We start from the raw sequence: 17,573 nt of genomic DNA, 5'->3' as shown, positions 1-17,573 counted from the left end.
GCCGGGGAACGGGCCGGGGAACCGTTTCCGTACCGGACAATGGACCCATGAGCTTGTTCCGGGACGACGGCGTGGTGCTGCGCACGCAGAAGCTGGGCGAGGCCGACCGGATCATCACGATCCTGACCCGCGGCCACGGCCGGGTGCGGGCCGTGGCCCGCGGGGTGCGGCGCACGAAGTCCAAGTTCGGGGCGCGGCTGGAACCCTTCTCCCACGTCGACGTGCAGTTCTTCGCCCGCGGCAGCGAACTGATCGGCCGCGGCCTGCCGCTGTGCACCCAGAGCGAGACGATCGCCCCGTACGGCGGCGGCATCGTCACCGACTACGCCCGCTACACCGCGGGCACCGCGATGCTGGAGACCGCCGAGCGGTTCACCGACCACGAGGGCGAACCCGCGGTCCAGCAGTACCTGCTGCTCGTCGGCGGACTGCGCACCCTGGCCCGCGGCGAGCACGAGCCGCACCTGGTCCTCGACGCGTTCCTGCTGCGCTCCCTCGCCGTCAACGGCTACGCCCCCAGCTTCGGGGACTGCGCGCGGTGCGGAATGCCCGGACCCAACCGGTTCTTCTCCGTCGCGGCGGGCGGCGTCATATGCGCCGACTGCCGGGTGCCCGGCAGCGTCGTACCCTCGGCTGAGGCCGTCACCCTGCTGAGCGCCCTGCTCAGCGGCGACTGGGACACGGCGGACGCGTGCGAGCCGCGTCATGTCAGGGAGGGGAGCGGACTGGTGTCCGCCTATCTGCACTGGCATCTGGAGCGCGGGCTGCGCTCGCTGCGGTACGTAGAGAAGTGACACAGGCAGATCAGGCACAGGGAGCGAGACAGTTTCATGGCAGTACGCGGGATGCTCGGCGGCCGTAACCGGCGCGACTACAAGACCCCGGAGCCGCACCCGTCCGGTGCCACGCCCCCGAAGATCCCCGGCGAGCTGGTGCCCAAGCACGTCGCCGTCGTGATGGACGGCAACGGCCGCTGGGCCAAGGAGCGCGGCCTCCCGCGCACCGAGGGCCACAAGGTCGGCGAGGGCGTCGTCATGGACGTCCTCAAGGGCTGCATCGAGATGGGGGTCAAGAACCTCTCGCTGTACGCGTTCTCCACCGAGAACTGGAAGCGGTCCCCGGAAGAGGTGAAGTTCCTGATGAACTTCAACCGGGACGTCATCCGCCGCCGCCGCGACGAGATGGACGAGCTGGGCATCCGCATCCGCTGGGTGGGCCGCATGCCCAAGCTGTGGAAGTCCGTTGTCCAGGAGCTCCAGGTCGCCCAGGAGCAGACCAAGGACAACGACAGGATGACGCTGTACTTCTGCGTCAACTACGGCGGCCGGGCCGAGATCGCCGACGCCGCGCAGCGCATCGCGCGGGACGTCGCGGCCGGGAAGCTGGACCCGTCCAAGGTCAACGAGAAGACCTTCGCGAAGTACATCTACTACCCGGACATGCCGGATGTCGACCTCTTCGTCCGCCCCAGCGGCGAGCAGCGCACCTCCAACTACCTGATCTGGCAGAGCGCCTACGCCGAGATGGTCTTCCAGGACGTGCTCTGGCCGGACTTCGACCGCCGCGACCTGTGGCGGGCCTGCCTGGAGTACGCCCAGCGCGACCGCCGCTTCGGCGGCGCGGTGGAGGCGCCGCAGCAGCCCGCGGGGTGAACGCGGAGGAGCCCGGGGCACGCCGCCCCGGGCTCCTCGGCCGTGTCCGTGCCGTCACTCCTTCGTGGCCGCGCACTCCGCGCACGTACCGAAGATCTCCACGGTGTGCGCGACGTTCACGTACCCGTGCTGGGAGGCGATCGTCTCCGCCCACTGCTCCACGGCGGGACCCTCGACCTCCACGGCCTTGCCGCACATCCGGCACACCAGATGGTGGTGGTGGTCCCCGGTCGAGCAGCGGCGGTACACGGACTCGCCGTCCGTGGTGCGCAGCACGTCCACCTCGCCCGCGTCGGCGAGGGACTGGAGCGTGCGGTAGACGGTGGTCAGCCCGACGGAGTCGCCGCGGTGCTTGAGCACGTCGTGCAGCTCCTGGGCGCTGCGGAACTCGTCCACCTCGTCGAGCGCCGCAGCCACCGCCGCCCGCTGCCGGGTGGACCGGCCACGTACCGGGGCCGCGTTCGTTCCACTGATCGGCGCCGTCGCCACAGCAGCCTCCTCGTGTCGCCCGTACCTGTGTCGGGCCATTGTGCCAGCCCGCCGGGGCCTCAGACCCGGAGATCGTCCGCGGCGGGCCGGGCGTCCGATACCTCCGCCGCCGACACCTCCAGGGTGCACTCCCGGGCCGCCGCGTCGTCGTGGCGGGCGCGCCTCCTGGCCAGCGGGGTCGCGAGCGCCGTCAGGGCGACGAAGACCGCGATGGCCAGCAGCACGATCGTCGCGCCGGGCGGGACGTCCTGGTAGTACGAGGTCACGGTGCCGGCCAGGGTCACCGCCGTACCGATGACGACCGACAGCACGAACGTCACCTTGAAGGACCGGGAGATCTGCTGGGCGGCCGCGACCGGCACCACCATCAGCGCGCTGACCAGCAGCAGTCCGACGACCCGCATCGCCACGGTGACGGTCACCGCCGCGGTGACGGCGACCAGCAGGTTCAGCGCGCGCACCGGCAGCCCGGTGACCCGGGCGAACTCCTCGTCCTGGCTGACCGCGAACAGCTGCCGCCGCAGCCCCAGCGTCACCAGCAGCACGAAGCCGGCCAGCAGGCAGATCGCGGTGATGTCCTCGGGGGAGACCGTGGCCAGGGAGCCGAAGAGGTACGAGGTGAGGTTGGCGTTGGAGCCGGTGTCGGAGAGGTTGATCAGCAGCACGCCGCCCGCCATGCCGCCGTAGAACAGCATGGCCAGCGCGATGTCGCCGCGGGTGCGCCCGTACCAGCGGATCAGCTCCATCACGACGGCGCCCGCGACGGCGACGGCCGTGGCCATCCACACCGGGCTGGTGGAGAGCAGGAAGCCGAGGCCGACACCGGTCATCGCGATGTGCCCGATGCCGTCGCCCATCAGGGCCTGGCGGCGCTGGACGAGGTAGACGCCGACGGAGGGGGCGATGACGCCGACCAGCACGGCGGCGAGCAGGGCCCGCTGCATGAAGGGGGGTTCGAGGAATTCCATGATCAGCTCAGCAGTCCCGTCCGGACGGGCTCGGAGGCCGCGTGGGGGTGTACGTGGTCGTGGCCGGGCAGGGCGTGCTGGCCCAGCGCCTTCGGGGGCGGCCCGTCGTGCATCACACAGCCGTCGCGCAGCACGATCGCGCGGTCGATCAGCGGCTCCAGCGGGCCCAGCTCGTGCAGGACGAGCAGGACCGTGGTGCCGGCCGCGACCTGTTCGCGCAGGGTCGAGGCTAGGATCTCCTGGCTGGCCAGGTCGACGCCGGCCATCGGCTCGTCCATGATCAGCAGCTCCGGTTCGGCGGCCAGCGCCCGGGCGATCAGCACCCGCTGGTGCTGTCCGCCGGAGAGCGCGCCCACCGAGTCCTTGGCCCGGTCGGCGAGGCCGACCAGCTCGATGGCCCGGTCGACGGCGGCCCGGTCGGCCCTGCGGAGCGGGCCCAGCCGCGCCCGGGACAGCCGCCCGGAGGAGACGACCTCGTGGACCGTGGCGGGGACGCCGCCGGCCGCCGTGGTGCGCTGGGGCACGTAGCCCACGCGCGCCCAGGAGCGGAAGCGGCGCAGCGGGGTGCCGAACAGCTCGACGGAGCCGCCGGTGAGCGGGACCTGGCCGATGACGGAGCGCACGGCGGTCGACTTGCCCGAGCCGTTGGCGCCGAGCAGGGCGACGACCTCGCCGCGGTGGACGGTCAGATCGATGCCGCGCAGCACCGGGCGCGCGCCGAGCGTGGCCGTGGCGCCCCGCAGGGCTATCACGGGGTCGGGCGTGGTGCTTCCGGACTCGGACATGGACGCCTCCGATGCTGCTGTGGCGGGTGTTGCGTGGGTCACTTCGCGCCGAGCGCCTTCTGGAGGGCCGCGAGGTTGGACCGCATGACCTCGGTGTAGTCGGCGCCCTCGGACTTGTCCGTGATTCCTTCGAGCGGGTCCAGGACGCCGGTCCTCAGGCCGGTGTCCCGGGCGAGGGTCTTCGCGGTCCGGTCGCTGGCGAGCGTCTCGAAGAACACGGTGGTGGCCTTGTCCTTCTTCGCGATGGTGTGGATCTCGTCGATCCGGGCGGGGCTGGGCTCGGCCTCGGGGTCGACGCCGGCGATGCCCTCCTGGACGAGGCCGTAGCGCTCGGCGAGGTAGCCGAAGGCGGAGTGGGTGGTGATGAAGGTCCTGGTGGCGGTGTTCCGCAGCCCGTCCTCGAACGCCTTGTCCAGGCCGTCGAGCTCGGTGACCAGGGCCCGGGTGTTCTTGCGGTAGTCCGCGGCGTGGTCCGGGTCGGCCTTCTCCAGGGACTTGCCGACGCCCTCGGCGACCTCGGCGTACTTCACCGGGTCCAGCCAGACGTGGGGGTCGCCGCCGGCCTCGTCGCCGTGTTCGTGACCGTGCTCGTCGCCCTCGGCCCCGTGCTCGTGATCGTCGCCGCCGGCCTCGGTGCCGTGCTTCTCCAGCGTGGTGAGCTTCGCGGCGTCGACGGCGTCCTTCGCCCCGGACTGCTCGATGGCGTCGTCCACGGCGGGCTGGATGCCCTTGAGGTACAGGATGTAGTCGGCGTCGGTGAGCCCGCCGATCTGCCGCGGGCTGAGCTCCAGGTCGTGCGGTTCGACGCCCGGCTTGGTCAGCGTGGTGACGGAGACGTGGTCGCCGCCTATGCGCTCGGCCAGGAACTGCATCGGATAGAACGAGGCCACCACGTCCAGCTTGTCGCCGTTCTTGTGGTCCGCGGCGTCCGAGGAGGAGCAGGCGGTGAGGGCCGTGAGGCCGAGGGCGACCGCTCCGGCGACGGCGGCGGTGGGTATGAGGCGGCTTACGTTCATGACAGTCATTTTCAACAAAACTGGAAACGATTGTCAACAAGCCCGATGAGATGACCATGTGACCGGTCGCGGTGACCGGCCGTGCCGATACCGATTTGATCGGAGGGGCGTGCCCGCCGGTAATCTGAGGTATTCGCCCACCCGCCTCCCGAACACCACCCCCCACCGAGGCGCTTCGCGTCACCCCTGTCCGTTTTCGTCGTCGTAATGAAGAGAGCACCGTGGCCGCCGACAAGATCGACTCCATCGTCAGCCTGAGCAAGCGCCGTGGCTTCGTCTATCCCTGCAGCGAGATCTACGGAGGCCAGCGGGCCGCCTGGGACTACGGGCCGCTGGGTGTCGAGATGAAGGAGAACCTCAAGCGCCAGTGGTGGCGCTACATGGTCACCGCGCGCGAGGACGTGGTCGGCATCGACTCGTCGGTCATCCTCGCCCCCGAGGTCTGGTCCGCCTCCGGCCACGTCGCCACGTTCACCGACCCGCTGACCGAGTGCACCTCCTGTCACAAGCGCTTCCGCGCCGACCACCTGGAGGAGGCGTACGAGGAGAAGCACGGCCACGCGCCCGCGAACGGCCTGACCGAGCTCAACTGCCCCAACTGCGGCAACAAGGGCACCTTCACCGAGCCCAAGCAGTTCTCGGGTCTGCTCTCCACCCACCTCGGCCCGACCCAGGACTCCGGCTCGGTCGCCTACCTGCGCCCCGAGACCGCCCAGGGCATCTTCACCAACTTCGGCCAGGTCCTGCAGACCTCGCGCAAGAAGCCGCCGTTCGGCATCGCCCAGATGGGCAAGTCCTTCCGCAACGAGATCACGCCGGGCAACTTCATCTTCCGCACCCGCGAGTTCGAGCAGATGGAGATGGAGTTCTTCGTCAAGCCGGGCGAGGACGAGGAGTGGCAGCAGTACTGGATGGACCAGCGCTGGAACTGGTACACGGACCTCGGCATGCGCGAGGAGAACATGCGCTGGTACGAGCACCCGAAGGAGAAGCTCTCCCACTACTCCAAGCGCACCGCCGACATCGAGTACCGCTTCCGCTTCGGCGGCAGCGAGTGGGGTGAGCTGGAGGGCGTCGCCAACCGCACGGACTACGACCTCAAGGCGCACTCCGAGGCCTCGGGCACCGACCTGCTCTACTTCGACCAGGAGGCCGGCGAGCGCTGGACCCCGTACGTCATCGAGCCGGCGGCCGGTGTCGGGCGCGCGATGCTCGCCTTCCTCCTCGACGCCTACATCGAGGACGAGGCGCCCAACGCCAAGGGCGTCATGGAGAAGCGCACCGTGATGCGTCTCGACCCGCGCCTGGCGCCGGTCAAGGTCGCCGTCCTGCCGCTGTCGCGCAACCAGCAGCTGTCGCCGAAGGCCAAGGGCCTCGCGGCCGACCTGCGGAAGAACTGGAACATCGAGTTCGACGACGCGGGTGCCATCGGCCGCCGCTACCGCCGTCAGGACGAGATCGGCACCCCGTTCTGCGTCACCGTCGACTTCGACACCCTCGACGACAACGCGGTGACCGTGCGCGAGCGCGACACGATGAAGCAGGAGCGCGTCTCCCTGGACCAGATCCAGGCGTACCTCGCCGCCCGCCTCATCGGCTGCTGATCCACCGCACCACGTACGAAGCCCCGGTTCCCGCACGGAGCCGGGGCTTCGGCGCGTCCGGTCCCGCGCCCGCACCTGTGTCCGCTCCCGCTTCCGGGCCCGCCTCCGTGTCCGCGCCCGCTTCCGCCTCCGCGCCCGACCGGGCGAAAAGCGGGTGCGACGGCGGAGGGGGCCGGGGTACGGTGCCGCCATGTCTTCGTTCTTCCAGATCTACGAGTGAGAGCGCGGCGGGTCCGACCACCCGCCGCCCACCGGACTGAACCCAGGTCGCCCCAGACCTCACTTCGCACCATGAACGGGAGAACACCGTGGCCAAGAGCCGCAACAACCTCCTCGGCGTGGGCGGACAGCGCAAGAAGCTGTCCCGCGCCGACCAGCAGGGCGTGGGCTCCGCCCGCGTCACCGACCGCAAGGCGGCGGCCGACCAGAAGCAGGAGCTGCTGCGCAGGATGCGCGAGCGCGCGCAGCCGGGCACGGCCCCCGAGGCGCAGCCGGATGCCGCGGACACCTCCGCGCAGCCGGAGACCGCCGGTCAGGAAGCGTCGGACCGGGGCTGACGCCTCCGCACCACCCGCACGACCGTGGGCCCGGATCACCTGGTGATCCGGGCCCACGCCCTTTGCCCGACGCCCCGCGTTCACACCACCCGGCGCGGCAGCCGCAGACTGAGCAGCGTCGTCAGCACGACCGCGGCCAGCTGCACCAGCAGCGTCACGACCAGCGCGTCCCGCATGCCCGAGCCCGGGACCAGGGAGAGGAACAGGGCGCCGAGCGTGGCCACGCCCAGTGCCAGCGACGCCTGCTGGGTCGTCGTCATCACCCCGCCGCCCACCCCGGCCCGCGCGGCCGGTACGCCGGAGAGCACGATGCGGAAGAGGACGGGCAGCTGGAGCCCCTGCCCCAGCCCGGCGACCGCCACGCCCGGCAGCAGTCCCAGCGGCCCGAGCCCCGGCCACCGCCCCCACACCGTGAGCGCGAGCACCAGCACGCCCGTCGCCTGGATCAGCCCGCCCGCCGTCACGACCCGGCTGCCGTACCGCCGCACCAGCCGCGGACCGGCGAGCGACGCCGCGAAGAAGGCCGCCGCCATCGGGGCCAGCGCCAGCCCCGCCGCCGCCGGACCCAGCCGCAGCCCCTGCTGGAGGGCGACCGCGATGACGAACATGAAGCCGCCGAAGCCGATCGAGAACGGCACCACCAGCGCCAGCCCGCGCCGCAGCGACTCCAGCCGCAGCAGGCTCGGCGGCACCAGCGGCTCCCGCCCGAGCCGGTCGGCCCGCAGCTCGACCCGGTAGAAGGCGTACGCGGAGAACGGGAACAGGGCCAGGCACACCCAGGTCCACACCGGCCACCCGGCCGCGCGCCCCTCCGTCAGCGGGGCGAGCAGCGTCACCAGCGACGCGGTCAGCAGCAGCGTGCCCGGCACGTCGACCGGCGCGGGCCGGTCCGAGCGGGTCTCCGGCACGGCACGGGCGGCCAGCACCAGCCCCACCGCCGCCACCGGCACGTTCACCAGGAACACCGAACGCCACCCCGCGCTCTGGCCGAACACCGAGGACAGCGGCGCGGCGGCGACGAGGACCCCGCCGAGCATCTGGCCCGCGACCATGGAGAGCCCGGCGGTCGCCCCGTACAGGCTCATCGCCCGTGCCCTGCGGTGCCCCGAGGTGGCCGCCTGGATGGTGGCGAGCACCTGCGGCAGCATCAGCGCGGCCGCGGCACCCTGCGCGACCCGCGCCCCGACGAGCGTCCAGGCGCCCGGGGCGAGCCCGCAGGCGAGCGAGGTGAGACCGAAGGCGGCCATGCCCAGCAGGAAGAGCCGGCGCCGCCCCGCCATGTCGCCGAGCCGGCCGCCGACCACGAGCAGCACGGCGTAGGCGAGGGCGTACCCCGCGACGACCAGTTCGAGCACGGCGGGACCGGCGGCCAGGTCGCGGTCGATCGTCGGCAGGGCGACGTTCACGATGAAGAAGTCGATGAGCGGCAGCGCCGCGCCGAGCAGCACGGTGAACAGCCCGAGCGCACCGAGGACCGGCGTGGGGTGGTCGTGCCGCACCACGGCGGGGGAGGGGGCGATGCCTTGCGTCCGTACGGTTGATTGACTCACGCCATCGAGCGTCGCCGCTCGCCCAGCCTGGTACCAGAGTGTCCTTATCCTGGTACCAGGAGCACCCGGCACGGGGTCGGCCCGTTCGGCAGGCTGGAGGCATGACGACGATGGCGCAGAACCCGCCCGGGGCACCGGCGACGCGACCGGCCCCGGCCCGGCACGAACCCCCGCGCCCCGCGGAGCCGTCCGCGCCCGAGGTCCGCCGCCACGAGCTCGCGGGCTTCCTGCGCAGCCGCCGCGAGCGGATCACCCCCGAACAGGTCGGGCTGCCCCGGGGACCGCGCAGGCGCACCCCCGGACTGCGCCGCGAGGAGGTCCCCCAGCTCTCCGCCGTGGGCGTCACCTGGTACACCTGGCTGGAGCAGGCCCGCGACATCCAGGTCTCGCCCCAGGTCCTCGACGCCCTCGCCCGCGCCCTGCTGCTCGACCCCGGCGAGCGCGGCCACCTCTTCTCGCTGGCCGCCGCCGTCGACCCGTCGCCGGACACGGAGTGCCCGAGCGTGACCCCGGCGCTGCGCCGGATGCTGGAGCAGCTGGACCCCATCCCGGCCTGCGTCCAGAACAGCCGCTACGACATCCTCGCGTACAACAGGACCTACGGCCGGCTGTTCTGCGACCTGGACGCGGTCGCCCCCGAGGACCGCAACTGCATGATCCTCGCGTACACCAACCCGCAATGGCGCTCCTCCGTCGTGGACCTCCACGAGGCGACCCGGCTGATGGCCGCCAAGTTCCGCGGGGCGATGGCCGAGCACCTGGCCGAGCCCGCGTGGAAGGCGCTCCTCCAGCGGCTGGAGCTCTCGCCGGAGTTCCGGGAGATCTGGGCGCGGCACGAGGTGGTGGGCGCCGGCGCCCGGGCCAAGGTCTTCCGCAACGCCCACGTCGGACTGCTCCGTCTGGAACACACCGACCTGTGGCTCGGCCCCTCGTCCGGGCCGCGCATGGTGACGTACGCCCCCGCCGACGAGGAGACCGCGCAGCGGCTGCGGCGCCTCTGGAGCCTGTCGGACGGCCTCTGAACCGGAGAGGCCGTCGGCCTCCGGCCGCGACCGGCCCACGACCGGGCGGTCACCCGGCGCAGGCCGTCCGGCGGTCACCCGGCGCAGGCCGTCCGGCGGTCACCCGGCGCAGGCCGTCCGGCGGTCACCCGGCGCAGGCCGTCCGGCGGGCCCTCAGGACCTGGAGTCCGCCGAGGTCCGGTCCCCGGCCGGGGAGGACTTCGGCTCCAGCCGCTCCGCGGTCCGGCGCGCCGTCTCCCGCGCCCAGCGCCCGCTGGTCAGCGCCCCCACCAGCAGCACGCACAGCCCGCACCCGCCGATGATCCACCAGGCGGGCCTGCTCGCGTCCGTGAAGGCGGTGGCGTACGCGGCGCCGCGCGGCGACCCGGTGCCCGCCACCCCAGCCGCCAGCACGGCGCCGATCACGGCGACCCCGAGCGTCCCGCCGATCTGCCGGCTGGTGGAGGCGACCGCGGCCGCCACCCCGGCCTGTGCGCGCGGCATCCCGGAGACGGCGGTGTTGGTGATCGGCGCGTTCACCATGCCGAAGCCGAGTCCGAACAGCACGAAGCCGGTGAACAGCAGGGTGTCGTCCGTCTCCGCGTCGAGCGCGGCGAACAGCACCCCGCACGCCGTCATGGCCACGCCGGCCACGAGCAGCGGCAGCCGGGGCCCGCGGCTGCCGACGAGCCGCCCCGAGAGCGGCGCGCAGACGAAGGTGAGGGCCGCCATCGGCAGCATGTACAGACCGGCGTGCAGGGCGCTCAGCCCGCGCACGTTCTGCAGGTACAGGGTGTTGAGGAAGAGGAACCCGCTCAGCGCGGCGAACGAGCAGACCGCGATGGCGGTGGCGCCGCTGAACGGGGCGCTGTGGAAGAACCGCAGGTCGATGAGGGGTTCGGCGCGCCGGGACTCGTACAGCAGCAGTCCGACGAGCGAGCCCGCGGCGAGCACGGCGAAGACCAGGATGCGGGCCGAGGTCCAGCCCGCCGAGGGCGCCTCGATGATCGCGTACGTCAGCGAGCCGAGGAGCCCGATCACCAGCAGCTGCCCCACCGGGTCGGGGCGGCGCGGCCGCGGGGCGCGGGACTCGGGGACGTAGCGCCAGGTGAGCAGGAACGCGACGATCCCGACCGGCAGGTTGACCCAGAAGATCGACCGCCAGCCGACCGAGTCCACCAGCAGACCGCCGACCAGCGGCCCCGCGGCCATGGAGATGCCGACGACACCGCCCCACACCCCGATGGCGCGGGCCCGCTCGCGCGGGTCGGTGAAGGTGTTGGTGATGATCGACATCGCGACGGGGTTGAGCATCGAGCCGCCCACCGCCTGCACCATCCGGAACGCCACCAGCGACTCCAGGTTCGGCGCCAGCGAGCAGAGCAGCGAACCGAGGGTGAACAGGACGAGCCCGGCCTTGAAGACCTTCCGGCGCCCGATCCGGTCGGCGGTGGAGCCCGCGAGCATCAGCAGCGAGGCCAGGACGAGGGTGTAGGCGTCGATCGTCCACTGCATGCCCGCGACGGTGGCGTGCAGTTCCTTCTGCATGGCGGGCAGGGCGACATTGAGCACGGTGTTGTCGAGACTGACGATCAGCAGGCTCATGCAGCAGATCGCCAGTACCAACTGCCGTCGGCGGGGGCTCAGCTCAGGCATACATGGATAGTACGTTTAACTAACGAACTCCGCCGGTGGGCCGCGTCGCCCGGTACGCGACAATGGAGCAATGACCACGCTCGCCCCCTCGCCCCCGCAGCTCCGGATCGGCCCGCACACGGTGCAGCCGCCCGTGGTGCTGGCCCCCATGGCCGGTATCACCAACGCCCCCTTCCGCACCCTGTGCCGGGAGTTCTCCGGCGGCAAGGGGCTGTTCGTCAGCGAGATGATCACCACGCGGGCGCTGGTCGAGCGCAACGAGAAGACCATGCAGCTCATCCACTTCGACGCGAGCGAGACCCCGCGCTCGATCCAGCTGTACGGAGTGGACCCGGTCACCGTCGGCAAGGCCGTCCGGATGATCGTCGACGAGGACCTCGCCGACCACATCGACCTGAACTTCGGCTGCCCGGTCCCCAAGGTGACCCGCAAGGGCGGCGGCTCGGCCCTCCCGTACAAGCGGCCGCTGCTGCGGGCGATCCTCAACCAGGCAGTCTCCAACGCGGGCGACCTGCCGGTCACCATCAAGATGCGCAAGGGCATCGACGACGACCACACCACCTACCTGGACGCGGGCCGGATCGCGGTCGAGGAGGGCGTCACGGCCGTCGCCCTGCACGGCAGGACGGCCGCCCAGCACTACGGCGGGACCGCCGACTGGGACGCCATCGCCCGGCTCAAGGAGCACGTCCCGGAGATCCCCGTCCTGGGCAACGGCGACATCTGGTGCGCGGACGACGCGCTGCGGATGATGCGCGAGACCGGCTGCGACGGCGTGGTCGTGGGGCGCGGCTGCCTGGGCCGGCCCTGGCTCTTCGGCGACCTGGTGAACGCCTTCGAGGACGCGGGGGCGGTGTCCGGCCCGGACGCGCCCCGTACCGGCGCGGCGCCGGGGCTGCGCGAGGTCGCCGACGTCATGGTGCGGCACGCGACGCTGCTCGGCGAGTGGATCGGCGACGAGGCGCGGGGCGTGATCGACTTCCGCAAGCACGTCGCCTGGTACCTCAAGGGCTTCTCGGTCGGCTCCGAGATGCGCAAGAAGCTCGCGGTCACCTCCTCGCTGGAGGAGCTGGCCGGGCAGCTCGCGGAGCTGGACCTGGACCAGCCGTGGCCGGACGGCGCGGACGGGCCGCGCGGACGCACCTCGGGCAACAACCGCGTGGTGCTGCCGGACGGCTGGCTGAAGGACCCGTACGACTGCGCGGGCGTCAGCCCGGACGCGGAGCTGGACACCTCGGGCGGCTGAGGYCGGTCGGGCTTTGCCGAGGGCGGCTTGGATGGCCGGAACGGCCGGGGTGGCCGGGGGTGGCCGGGGTGGCTGAGGACGGTCGTCCGGGAGCGGTCGAGGACGGTCCGGGGGCGGCGTCCAGGGAGGCTCCCGGGCCCCCGTTCCGACCCTTCTCGGAGTCTCCCCCTTCCAGGCCTTCTCCGGGCCTTCTCCCGTCCCTCCGGGCACGCGGCGCCATGGGCACCGCGTGCCTCTTCTTTTGACCCGCTCATCTGAGCGCTTCATCCGGCCGGATTCGGCAATGGTTCGGTCGAAACGTGTCTCGAACCCATCGGGAACGGGCGTCGCACCCCGGGCTCTCTCACGCTCGGCTCACTCGTGATGATCACTAAGTGATCTCCGTCTGCCGATCGGGCGTCCGGATGGTGACATCTGAGCGTCGCCCATGGAGTGATTCTCGCCACCCTGAGGACTTCATCGCTCAGATGAGCGCAATTTTGAGAACTGCATTTCTCAAATGATGGCACTGGGTGCCAGGAGGTCGCACTTTGATCGATCGATGCTTCCATTGCTCAGCGTCACCGAAGTGAGGAAAAATGATAGCTCAGTGTATTTATGCGTTCAAGAATTGAACAAATGGAGCCGATCAAGGGGAAGATCGCGTTACTTTCGATCTGCTGGCGGACGGGTGGTTGAGACCTCGTGACGCGCAAGTGGACGTACCCAGGCACCTTCGATCTGGGTATGTTCCTCGCCGTCAGGGCAGCCACCGCGTCCTCGAGGAGTCGAGACCCGTGTCGGAAAACAAAGATCCCCAGGTAACCACCCCGGAGACCCAGGGCCAGAAGTTCGTCTACGACTTCACCGAGGGCAACAAGGATCTGAAGGATCTCCTCGGCGGCAAGGGCGCGAACCTCGCCGAGATGACCAACCTCGGTCTCCCCGTCCCTCCGGGCTTCACCATCACCACCGAGGCCTGCAAGGTCTACCTGGAGAGCGGCGCGGAGCCGGCGGAGCTGCGCGACGAGGTCAGCGCGCACCTCGACGCCCTCGAGACGCGGATGGGCAAGAAGCTCGGCCAGGCCGACGACCCGCTGCTGGTCTCGGTCCGCTCCGGTGCGAAGTTCTCGATGCCCGGCATGATGGACACGGTCCTCAACATCGGCCTCTCGGACGAGTCCGTGGCCGGTCTCGCCACGCAGGCCGGTGACGAGCGGTTCGCCTGGGACTCCTACCGTCGGCTCATCCAGATGTTCGGCAAGACCGTCCTCGGTGTCGACGGCGAACTCTTCGAGGAGGCGCTGGAGGCGGCGAAGGAGGCCAAGGGCGTCACGGTCGACGTCGACCTGGACGCGGCCGACCTCAAGAAGCTGGTCGGGCAGTTCAAGAAGATCGTCGTGCGGGATGCCGGGCGCGACTTCCCGCAGGACCCGCGCGAGCAGATGGACCTGGCCATAAAGGCGGTCTTCGACTCGTGGAACACCGACCGGGCCAAGCTCTACCGCCGTCAGGAGCGCATCCCCGGCGACCTCGGCACCGCCGTCAACGTCTGCTCGATGGTCTTCGGCAACCTCGGCCCCGACTCCGGCACCGGCGTCGCCTTCACCCGTGACCCGGCCAGCGGCCACCAGGGCGTCTACGGCGACTACCTGCAGAACGCGCAGGGCGAGGACGTCGTCGCCGGCATCCGCAACACCATGCCGCTCGCCGAGCTGGAGTCGATCGACAAGAAGTCGTACGACCAGCTGATGCAGATCATGGAAACCCTCGAGACGCACTACAAGGACCTGTGCGACATCGAGTTCACCATCGAGCGCGGCCGGCTGTGGATGCTCCAGACCCGGGTCGGCAAGCGCACCGCCGGTGCCGCCTTCCGGATCGCCACCCAGCTCGTCGACCAGGGTCTGATCGACGAGGCCGAGGCGCTCCAGCGGGTGAACGGGGCGCAGCTGGCGCAGCTGATGTTCCCGCGCTTCGACGAGGACGCGAAGACCGAGCTGCTGGGCCGGGGCATCGCCGCCTCGCCGGGCGCCGCCGTCGGCAAGGCCGTCTTCGACTCCTACACCGCGGTCAAGTGGTCCCGCTCCGGCGAGAAGGTCATCCTGATCCGCCGCGAGACCAACCCCGACGACCTCGACGGCATGATCGCGGCCGAGGGCATCCTGACCTCGCGCGGCGGCAAGACCTCGCACGCCGCCGTCGTGGCGCGCGGCATGGGCAAGACCTGTGTCTGCGGCGCCGAGGACCTGGAGGTCGACACCAAGCGCCGCCGGATGACGGTGGGCGGCCGGGTCATCGAGGAGGGTGACGTCGTCTCCATCGACGGCTCCACCGGCAAGGTGTACCTCGGTGAGGTCCCCGTCGTGCCGTCCCCGGTCGTCGAGTACTTCGAGGGCCGGATGCACGCGGGCGCCGACGACGCCGACGAACTGGTCGCCGCCGTGCACCGGATCATGGCGTACGCGGACCGGGTGCGCCGGCTGCGGGTGCGGGCCAACGCCGACAACGCCGAGGACGCGCTGCGGGCCCGTCGCTTCGGCGCCCAGGGCATCGGCCTGTGCCGCACCGAGCACATGTTCCTCGGCGAGCGCCGCGAGCTGGTCGAGAAGCTGATCCTCGCGGACACCGACGCCGAGCGCGAGACGGCGCTGGACGAGCTGCTCCCGCTCCAGAAGGCCGACTTCATCGAGCTGTTCGAGGCGATGGACGGACTGCCCGTCACCGTGCGGCTGCTCGACCCGCCGCTGCACGAGTTCCTGCCGGACATCACGGAGCTGTCGGTGCGCGTCGCGCTCGCCGAGTCCCGCAAGGACGCCAACGAGAACGACCTGCGCCTGCTCCAGGCCGTGCACAAGCTGCACGAGCAGAACCCGATGCTGGGCCTGCGCGGCGTGCGCCTCGGCCTCGTCATCCCGGGCCTGTTCGCCATGCAGGTGCGGGCGATCGCCGAGGCCGCGGCCGAGCGGAAGAACGCCAAGGGCGACCCGCGCGCCGAGATCATGATCCCGCTCGTCGGCACGGTCCAGGAGCTGGAGATCGTCCGCGAGGAGGCCGACCAGGTCATCGCCGAGGTCGAGGCCGCCACCGGCACCCGGCTGAAGCTCACCATCGGCACGATGATCGAGCTGCCGCGCGCCGCGCTGACCGCCGGTCAGATCGCCGAGGCCGCGCAGTTCTTCTCCTTCGGCACGAACGACCTGACCCAGACGGTGTGGGGCTTCTCCCGCGACGACGTGGAGGCCTCGTTCTTCACCGCGTACCTGGAGAAGGGCATCTTCGGGGTGTCGCCGTTCGAGACGATCGACAAGGACGGCGTCGGATCGCTGGTCCGCAGCGCCGTCGCGGCCGGCCGGGCCACCCGCCCGGACCTGAAGCTCGGGGTCTGCGGCGAGCACGGCGGCGACCCGGAGTCGGTGCACTTCTTCCACGAGGTGGGTCTGGACTACGTGTCCTGCTCCCCGTTCCGCATCCCCGTCGCCCGTCTCGAAGCGGGCCGGGCGGCGGCGGAATCGCAGGGCAGCGACAGCCGCTGACCCGACACTGCGGTCCCTGACCCGGAGCCGCCGCCGGAACACCACCCTCACCGGCCCGGCGGCGGTTCCGGAACCCCGGAGGCGGCGACACCCTGTGCGGGGGTGTCGCCGCCTCGCTTTGTTCCGGGGCAATGCCTGTTCGACGGTCGGTCTTTTCTTCACCCATTCACGGGGCCGTTCAATCACCGGTTCGTTCAATCACCGGTTCGTTCAATACGCAAAGACATGGGCGGGAAGGGGCCGGGACGCGGTCCATGGATCCCCACCCATGGACCGCCCCGGGGTTACCCCCATCGGGTACGGAGCCGCACCGTCGCGCACCGCCGCCGAACGAGCAAAACCCCCCACGGCCTTCACTCGCTCTTCCGGTGGCTCCGGATACGCACCCGACGTCGTACAGCTTTTCGGGTGACATGCCTCGGGGGCGAGGCGTTTCACCTGTGGCCGAAACCCCGTGGTGACGTGCTGTTACGGGTCGCATACCCTTGGGTGGGGGTAATTGCAGGTGCAACAGGTGGGGGCCCGGTGCTGCGTATCCATATGTCCGGAGTGGACCTTTCCAAGGTGCGGATGGCCACCCGGCCGGACGCGCTGTGGGAAACCATTCTGAGTTTTCACCGGTTGCGGGACCGTCGCGGTTCCGCGGTGTTCGGGAAATGGCGTACGGAAACCCGGCCCCGGCTGAGTGCCGAAGTACGCCTGCTGGCCGCCGTGATTCCACCGCGCGGCTATTTCCCGGATTTTCTGACGCCTTCTCAGGAAGGCAGTGAGCCCTACGGCATCGATGCCGGAATGGAGGCCCTGCGCGGCACGTCGCCCGCCCGCGTCCGCGCCGAGCTCGCCCTGCTGGCCGCCGAACGCCGCGACGCGGCCCGCTGTCCGGGCGGCGACGACGAGGAGATCGCCCGGCTCGTCTGCGCCCTGCGCGGCTACCACCGCGCCGCGATCGAGCCGTACTGGCCGCACATCCGGGCCAGCGTCGAGGCCGACCGTGCCATACGCGGCCGCGCGCTCCTGGACGGCGGCGCGCACGAACTGCTCGCCTCCCTGCCGCCCATGATCCGCTGGCGGGCGCCCGTGCTGGAGGCCGACTACCCGGTGGACCGGGAGATCCGGCTGGACGGGCGGGGGCTGCTGCTCCAGCCGTCCTACTTCTGCCGCGTCACCCCGGTCGTCTACCGCGACCCGCGGCTCCCACCGGTCCTCGTCTACCCCGTCACCCACTCCAGGGCCCCCGTCTTCGCCGAACCCGAACCCGGTCCCTGGCTCGGCAGGCTCCTCGGCAACACCCGCTCCACCGTCCTGAACGCCATCGGCAACGGCTGCACGACCAGCGAGCTGGCCCTGCGAGCCGGGGTCTCCCTCGCCTCGGCGAGCCAGCACGCCTGCGTGCTGCGCGAGGCGGGCCTGATCCACACCATGCGGCACGGCGGTTCGGTCCTGCACACGCTGACCCCGTTGGGCGGATCACTGCTCCGGGGCGGCGCCCCGCTCGCCATGTCCTGAGCCGCGCGGCCGGACCCGCCGACTCCGC

The 17,573-nt window shown here is 71.2% G+C and carries 14 protein-coding genes; 8 read left to right on the top strand and 6 right to left on the bottom strand.

Annotated elements, in window-relative coordinates:
- Positions 1-47: 47 nt before the first annotated feature.
- Together recO and EAO76_RS08960 are read left to right on the top strand one after the other, a co-directional pair.
- Positions 48-794 (top strand): DNA repair protein RecO, encoded by a 747-nt coding sequence (recO, locus tag EAO76_RS08965; protein WP_148835028.1) that lies wholly within the window; start codon positions 48-50, stop codon positions 792-794.
- Positions 795-830: 36 nt separating this feature from the next.
- Positions 831-1,652, top strand: a complete 822-nt coding sequence (locus tag EAO76_RS08960) for an isoprenyl transferase (RefSeq protein WP_148835025.1) — start codon at positions 831-833, stop codon at positions 1,650-1,652.
- A gap of 54 nt (positions 1,653-1,706) precedes the next feature.
- On the opposite strand, the gene EAO76_RS08955 is transcribed toward EAO76_RS08960, so the two are convergent.
- Genes EAO76_RS08955 through EAO76_RS08940 form a run of 4 tightly spaced genes read right to left on the bottom strand, consistent with a single transcriptional unit; the run spans position 1,707 to position 4,910 of the window.
- Positions 1,707-2,141: a Fur family transcriptional regulator gene (locus EAO76_RS08955; RefSeq protein WP_148835023.1), complete on the bottom strand. Its 435-nt coding sequence runs from the start codon at positions 2,139-2,141 to the stop codon at positions 1,707-1,709.
- Between the two features lie 59 nt (positions 2,142-2,200).
- On the bottom strand, positions 2,201-3,109 hold the full coding sequence (locus EAO76_RS08950; protein ID WP_148835021.1) for a metal ABC transporter permease: 909 nt from the start codon (positions 3,107-3,109) through the stop codon (positions 2,201-2,203).
- Between the two features lie 2 nt (positions 3,110-3,111).
- Positions 3,112-3,894: a metal ABC transporter ATP-binding protein gene (locus EAO76_RS08945; RefSeq protein ID WP_148835019.1), complete on the bottom strand. Its 783-nt coding sequence runs from the start codon at positions 3,892-3,894 to the stop codon at positions 3,112-3,114.
- Between the two features lie 38 nt (positions 3,895-3,932).
- Positions 3,933-4,910 (bottom strand): metal ABC transporter substrate-binding protein, encoded by a 978-nt coding sequence (locus EAO76_RS08940; RefSeq protein ID WP_148835017.1) that lies wholly within the window; start codon positions 4,908-4,910, stop codon positions 3,933-3,935.
- A 221-nt stretch (positions 4,911-5,131) separates the two neighbouring features.
- Here EAO76_RS08940 and EAO76_RS08935 point away from each other — a divergent pair, with 221 nt between their 5' ends.
- Together EAO76_RS08935 and EAO76_RS08930 are read left to right on the top strand one after the other, a co-directional pair.
- A complete protein-coding gene (locus EAO76_RS08935; RefSeq protein ID WP_148835015.1) occupies positions 5,132-6,514 on the top strand; it encodes a glycine--tRNA ligase in 1,383 nt (460 codons plus the stop codon).
- Positions 6,515-6,822: 308 nt separating this feature from the next.
- Positions 6,823-7,071, top strand: a complete 249-nt coding sequence (locus EAO76_RS08930; protein WP_148835013.1) for a DUF6243 family protein — start codon at positions 6,823-6,825, stop codon at positions 7,069-7,071.
- Positions 7,072-7,151: 80 nt separating this feature from the next.
- On the opposite strand, the gene EAO76_RS08925 is transcribed toward EAO76_RS08930, so the two are convergent.
- Entirely contained in the window at positions 7,152-8,573 is a 1,422-nt protein-coding gene (locus tag EAO76_RS08925) for an MFS transporter (protein ID WP_148835659.1), read from the bottom strand.
- A gap of 149 nt (positions 8,574-8,722) precedes the next feature.
- Here EAO76_RS08925 and EAO76_RS08920 point away from each other — a divergent pair, with 149 nt between their 5' ends.
- On the top strand, positions 8,723-9,643 hold the full coding sequence (locus tag EAO76_RS08920) for a helix-turn-helix domain-containing protein (RefSeq protein WP_148835011.1): 921 nt from the start codon (positions 8,723-8,725) through the stop codon (positions 9,641-9,643).
- A 153-nt stretch (positions 9,644-9,796) separates the two neighbouring features.
- On the opposite strand, the gene EAO76_RS08915 is transcribed toward EAO76_RS08920, so the two are convergent.
- A complete protein-coding gene (locus tag EAO76_RS08915) occupies positions 9,797-11,278 on the bottom strand; it encodes an MFS transporter (RefSeq protein ID WP_148835009.1) in 1,482 nt (493 codons plus the stop codon).
- A 70-nt stretch (positions 11,279-11,348) separates the two neighbouring features.
- Between EAO76_RS08915 and dusB the strand changes: the two genes are divergently transcribed.
- From dusB to EAO76_RS08900, 3 genes are all read left to right on the top strand, one after another.
- Positions 11,349-12,524: a tRNA dihydrouridine synthase DusB gene (gene dusB, locus EAO76_RS08910; RefSeq protein ID WP_148835007.1), complete on the top strand. Its 1,176-nt coding sequence runs from the start codon at positions 11,349-11,351 to the stop codon at positions 12,522-12,524.
- 776 nt (positions 12,525-13,300) lie between these two features.
- Positions 13,301-16,039 carry a pyruvate, phosphate dikinase gene (gene ppdK / locus EAO76_RS08905; protein WP_148835005.1) on the top strand — a complete coding sequence of 913 codons (2,739 nt, stop codon included), beginning with the start codon at positions 13,301-13,303 and terminating at the stop codon, positions 16,037-16,039.
- Positions 16,040-16,564: 525 nt separating this feature from the next.
- Complete coding sequence (locus tag EAO76_RS08900) at positions 16,565-17,545, top strand: helix-turn-helix transcriptional regulator (RefSeq protein WP_148835003.1); 981 nt, start codon at positions 16,565-16,567, stop codon at positions 17,543-17,545.
- The last annotated feature ends 28 nt before the right edge of the window (positions 17,546-17,573 follow it).

This window comes from Streptomyces sp. sk2.1 (genome assembly GCF_008120935.1).
Lineage (GTDB): Bacteria > Actinomycetota > Actinomycetes > Streptomycetales > Streptomycetaceae > Streptomyces.
This window is presented reverse-complemented; position numbering and strand designations above follow the sequence as displayed.

Coding starts and splice junctions, on each gene's coding strand:
- EAO76_RS08915 (WP_148835009.1), bottom strand. CDS start 11,278: ATGCCTGAGCTGAGCCCCCGCCGACGGCAGTTGGTACTGGCGATCTGC.
- EAO76_RS08960 (WP_148835025.1), top strand. CDS start 831: ATGGCAGTACGCGGGATGCTCGGCGGCCGTAACCGGCGCGACTACAAG.
- EAO76_RS08940 (WP_148835017.1), bottom strand. CDS start 4,910: ATGAACGTAAGCCGCCTCATACCCACCGCCGCCGTCGCCGGAGCGGTC.
- EAO76_RS08920 (WP_148835011.1), top strand. CDS start 8,723: ATGACGACGATGGCGCAGAACCCGCCCGGGGCACCGGCGACGCGACCG.
- EAO76_RS08945 (WP_148835019.1), bottom strand. CDS start 3,894: ATGTCCGAGTCCGGAAGCACCACGCCCGACCCCGTGATAGCCCTGCGG.
- dusB (WP_148835007.1), top strand. CDS start 11,349: ATGACCACGCTCGCCCCCTCGCCCCCGCAGCTCCGGATCGGCCCGCAC.
- EAO76_RS08950 (WP_148835021.1), bottom strand. CDS start 3,109: ATGGAATTCCTCGAACCCCCCTTCATGCAGCGGGCCCTGCTCGCCGCC.
- recO (WP_148835028.1), top strand. CDS start 48: ATGAGCTTGTTCCGGGACGACGGCGTGGTGCTGCGCACGCAGAAGCTG.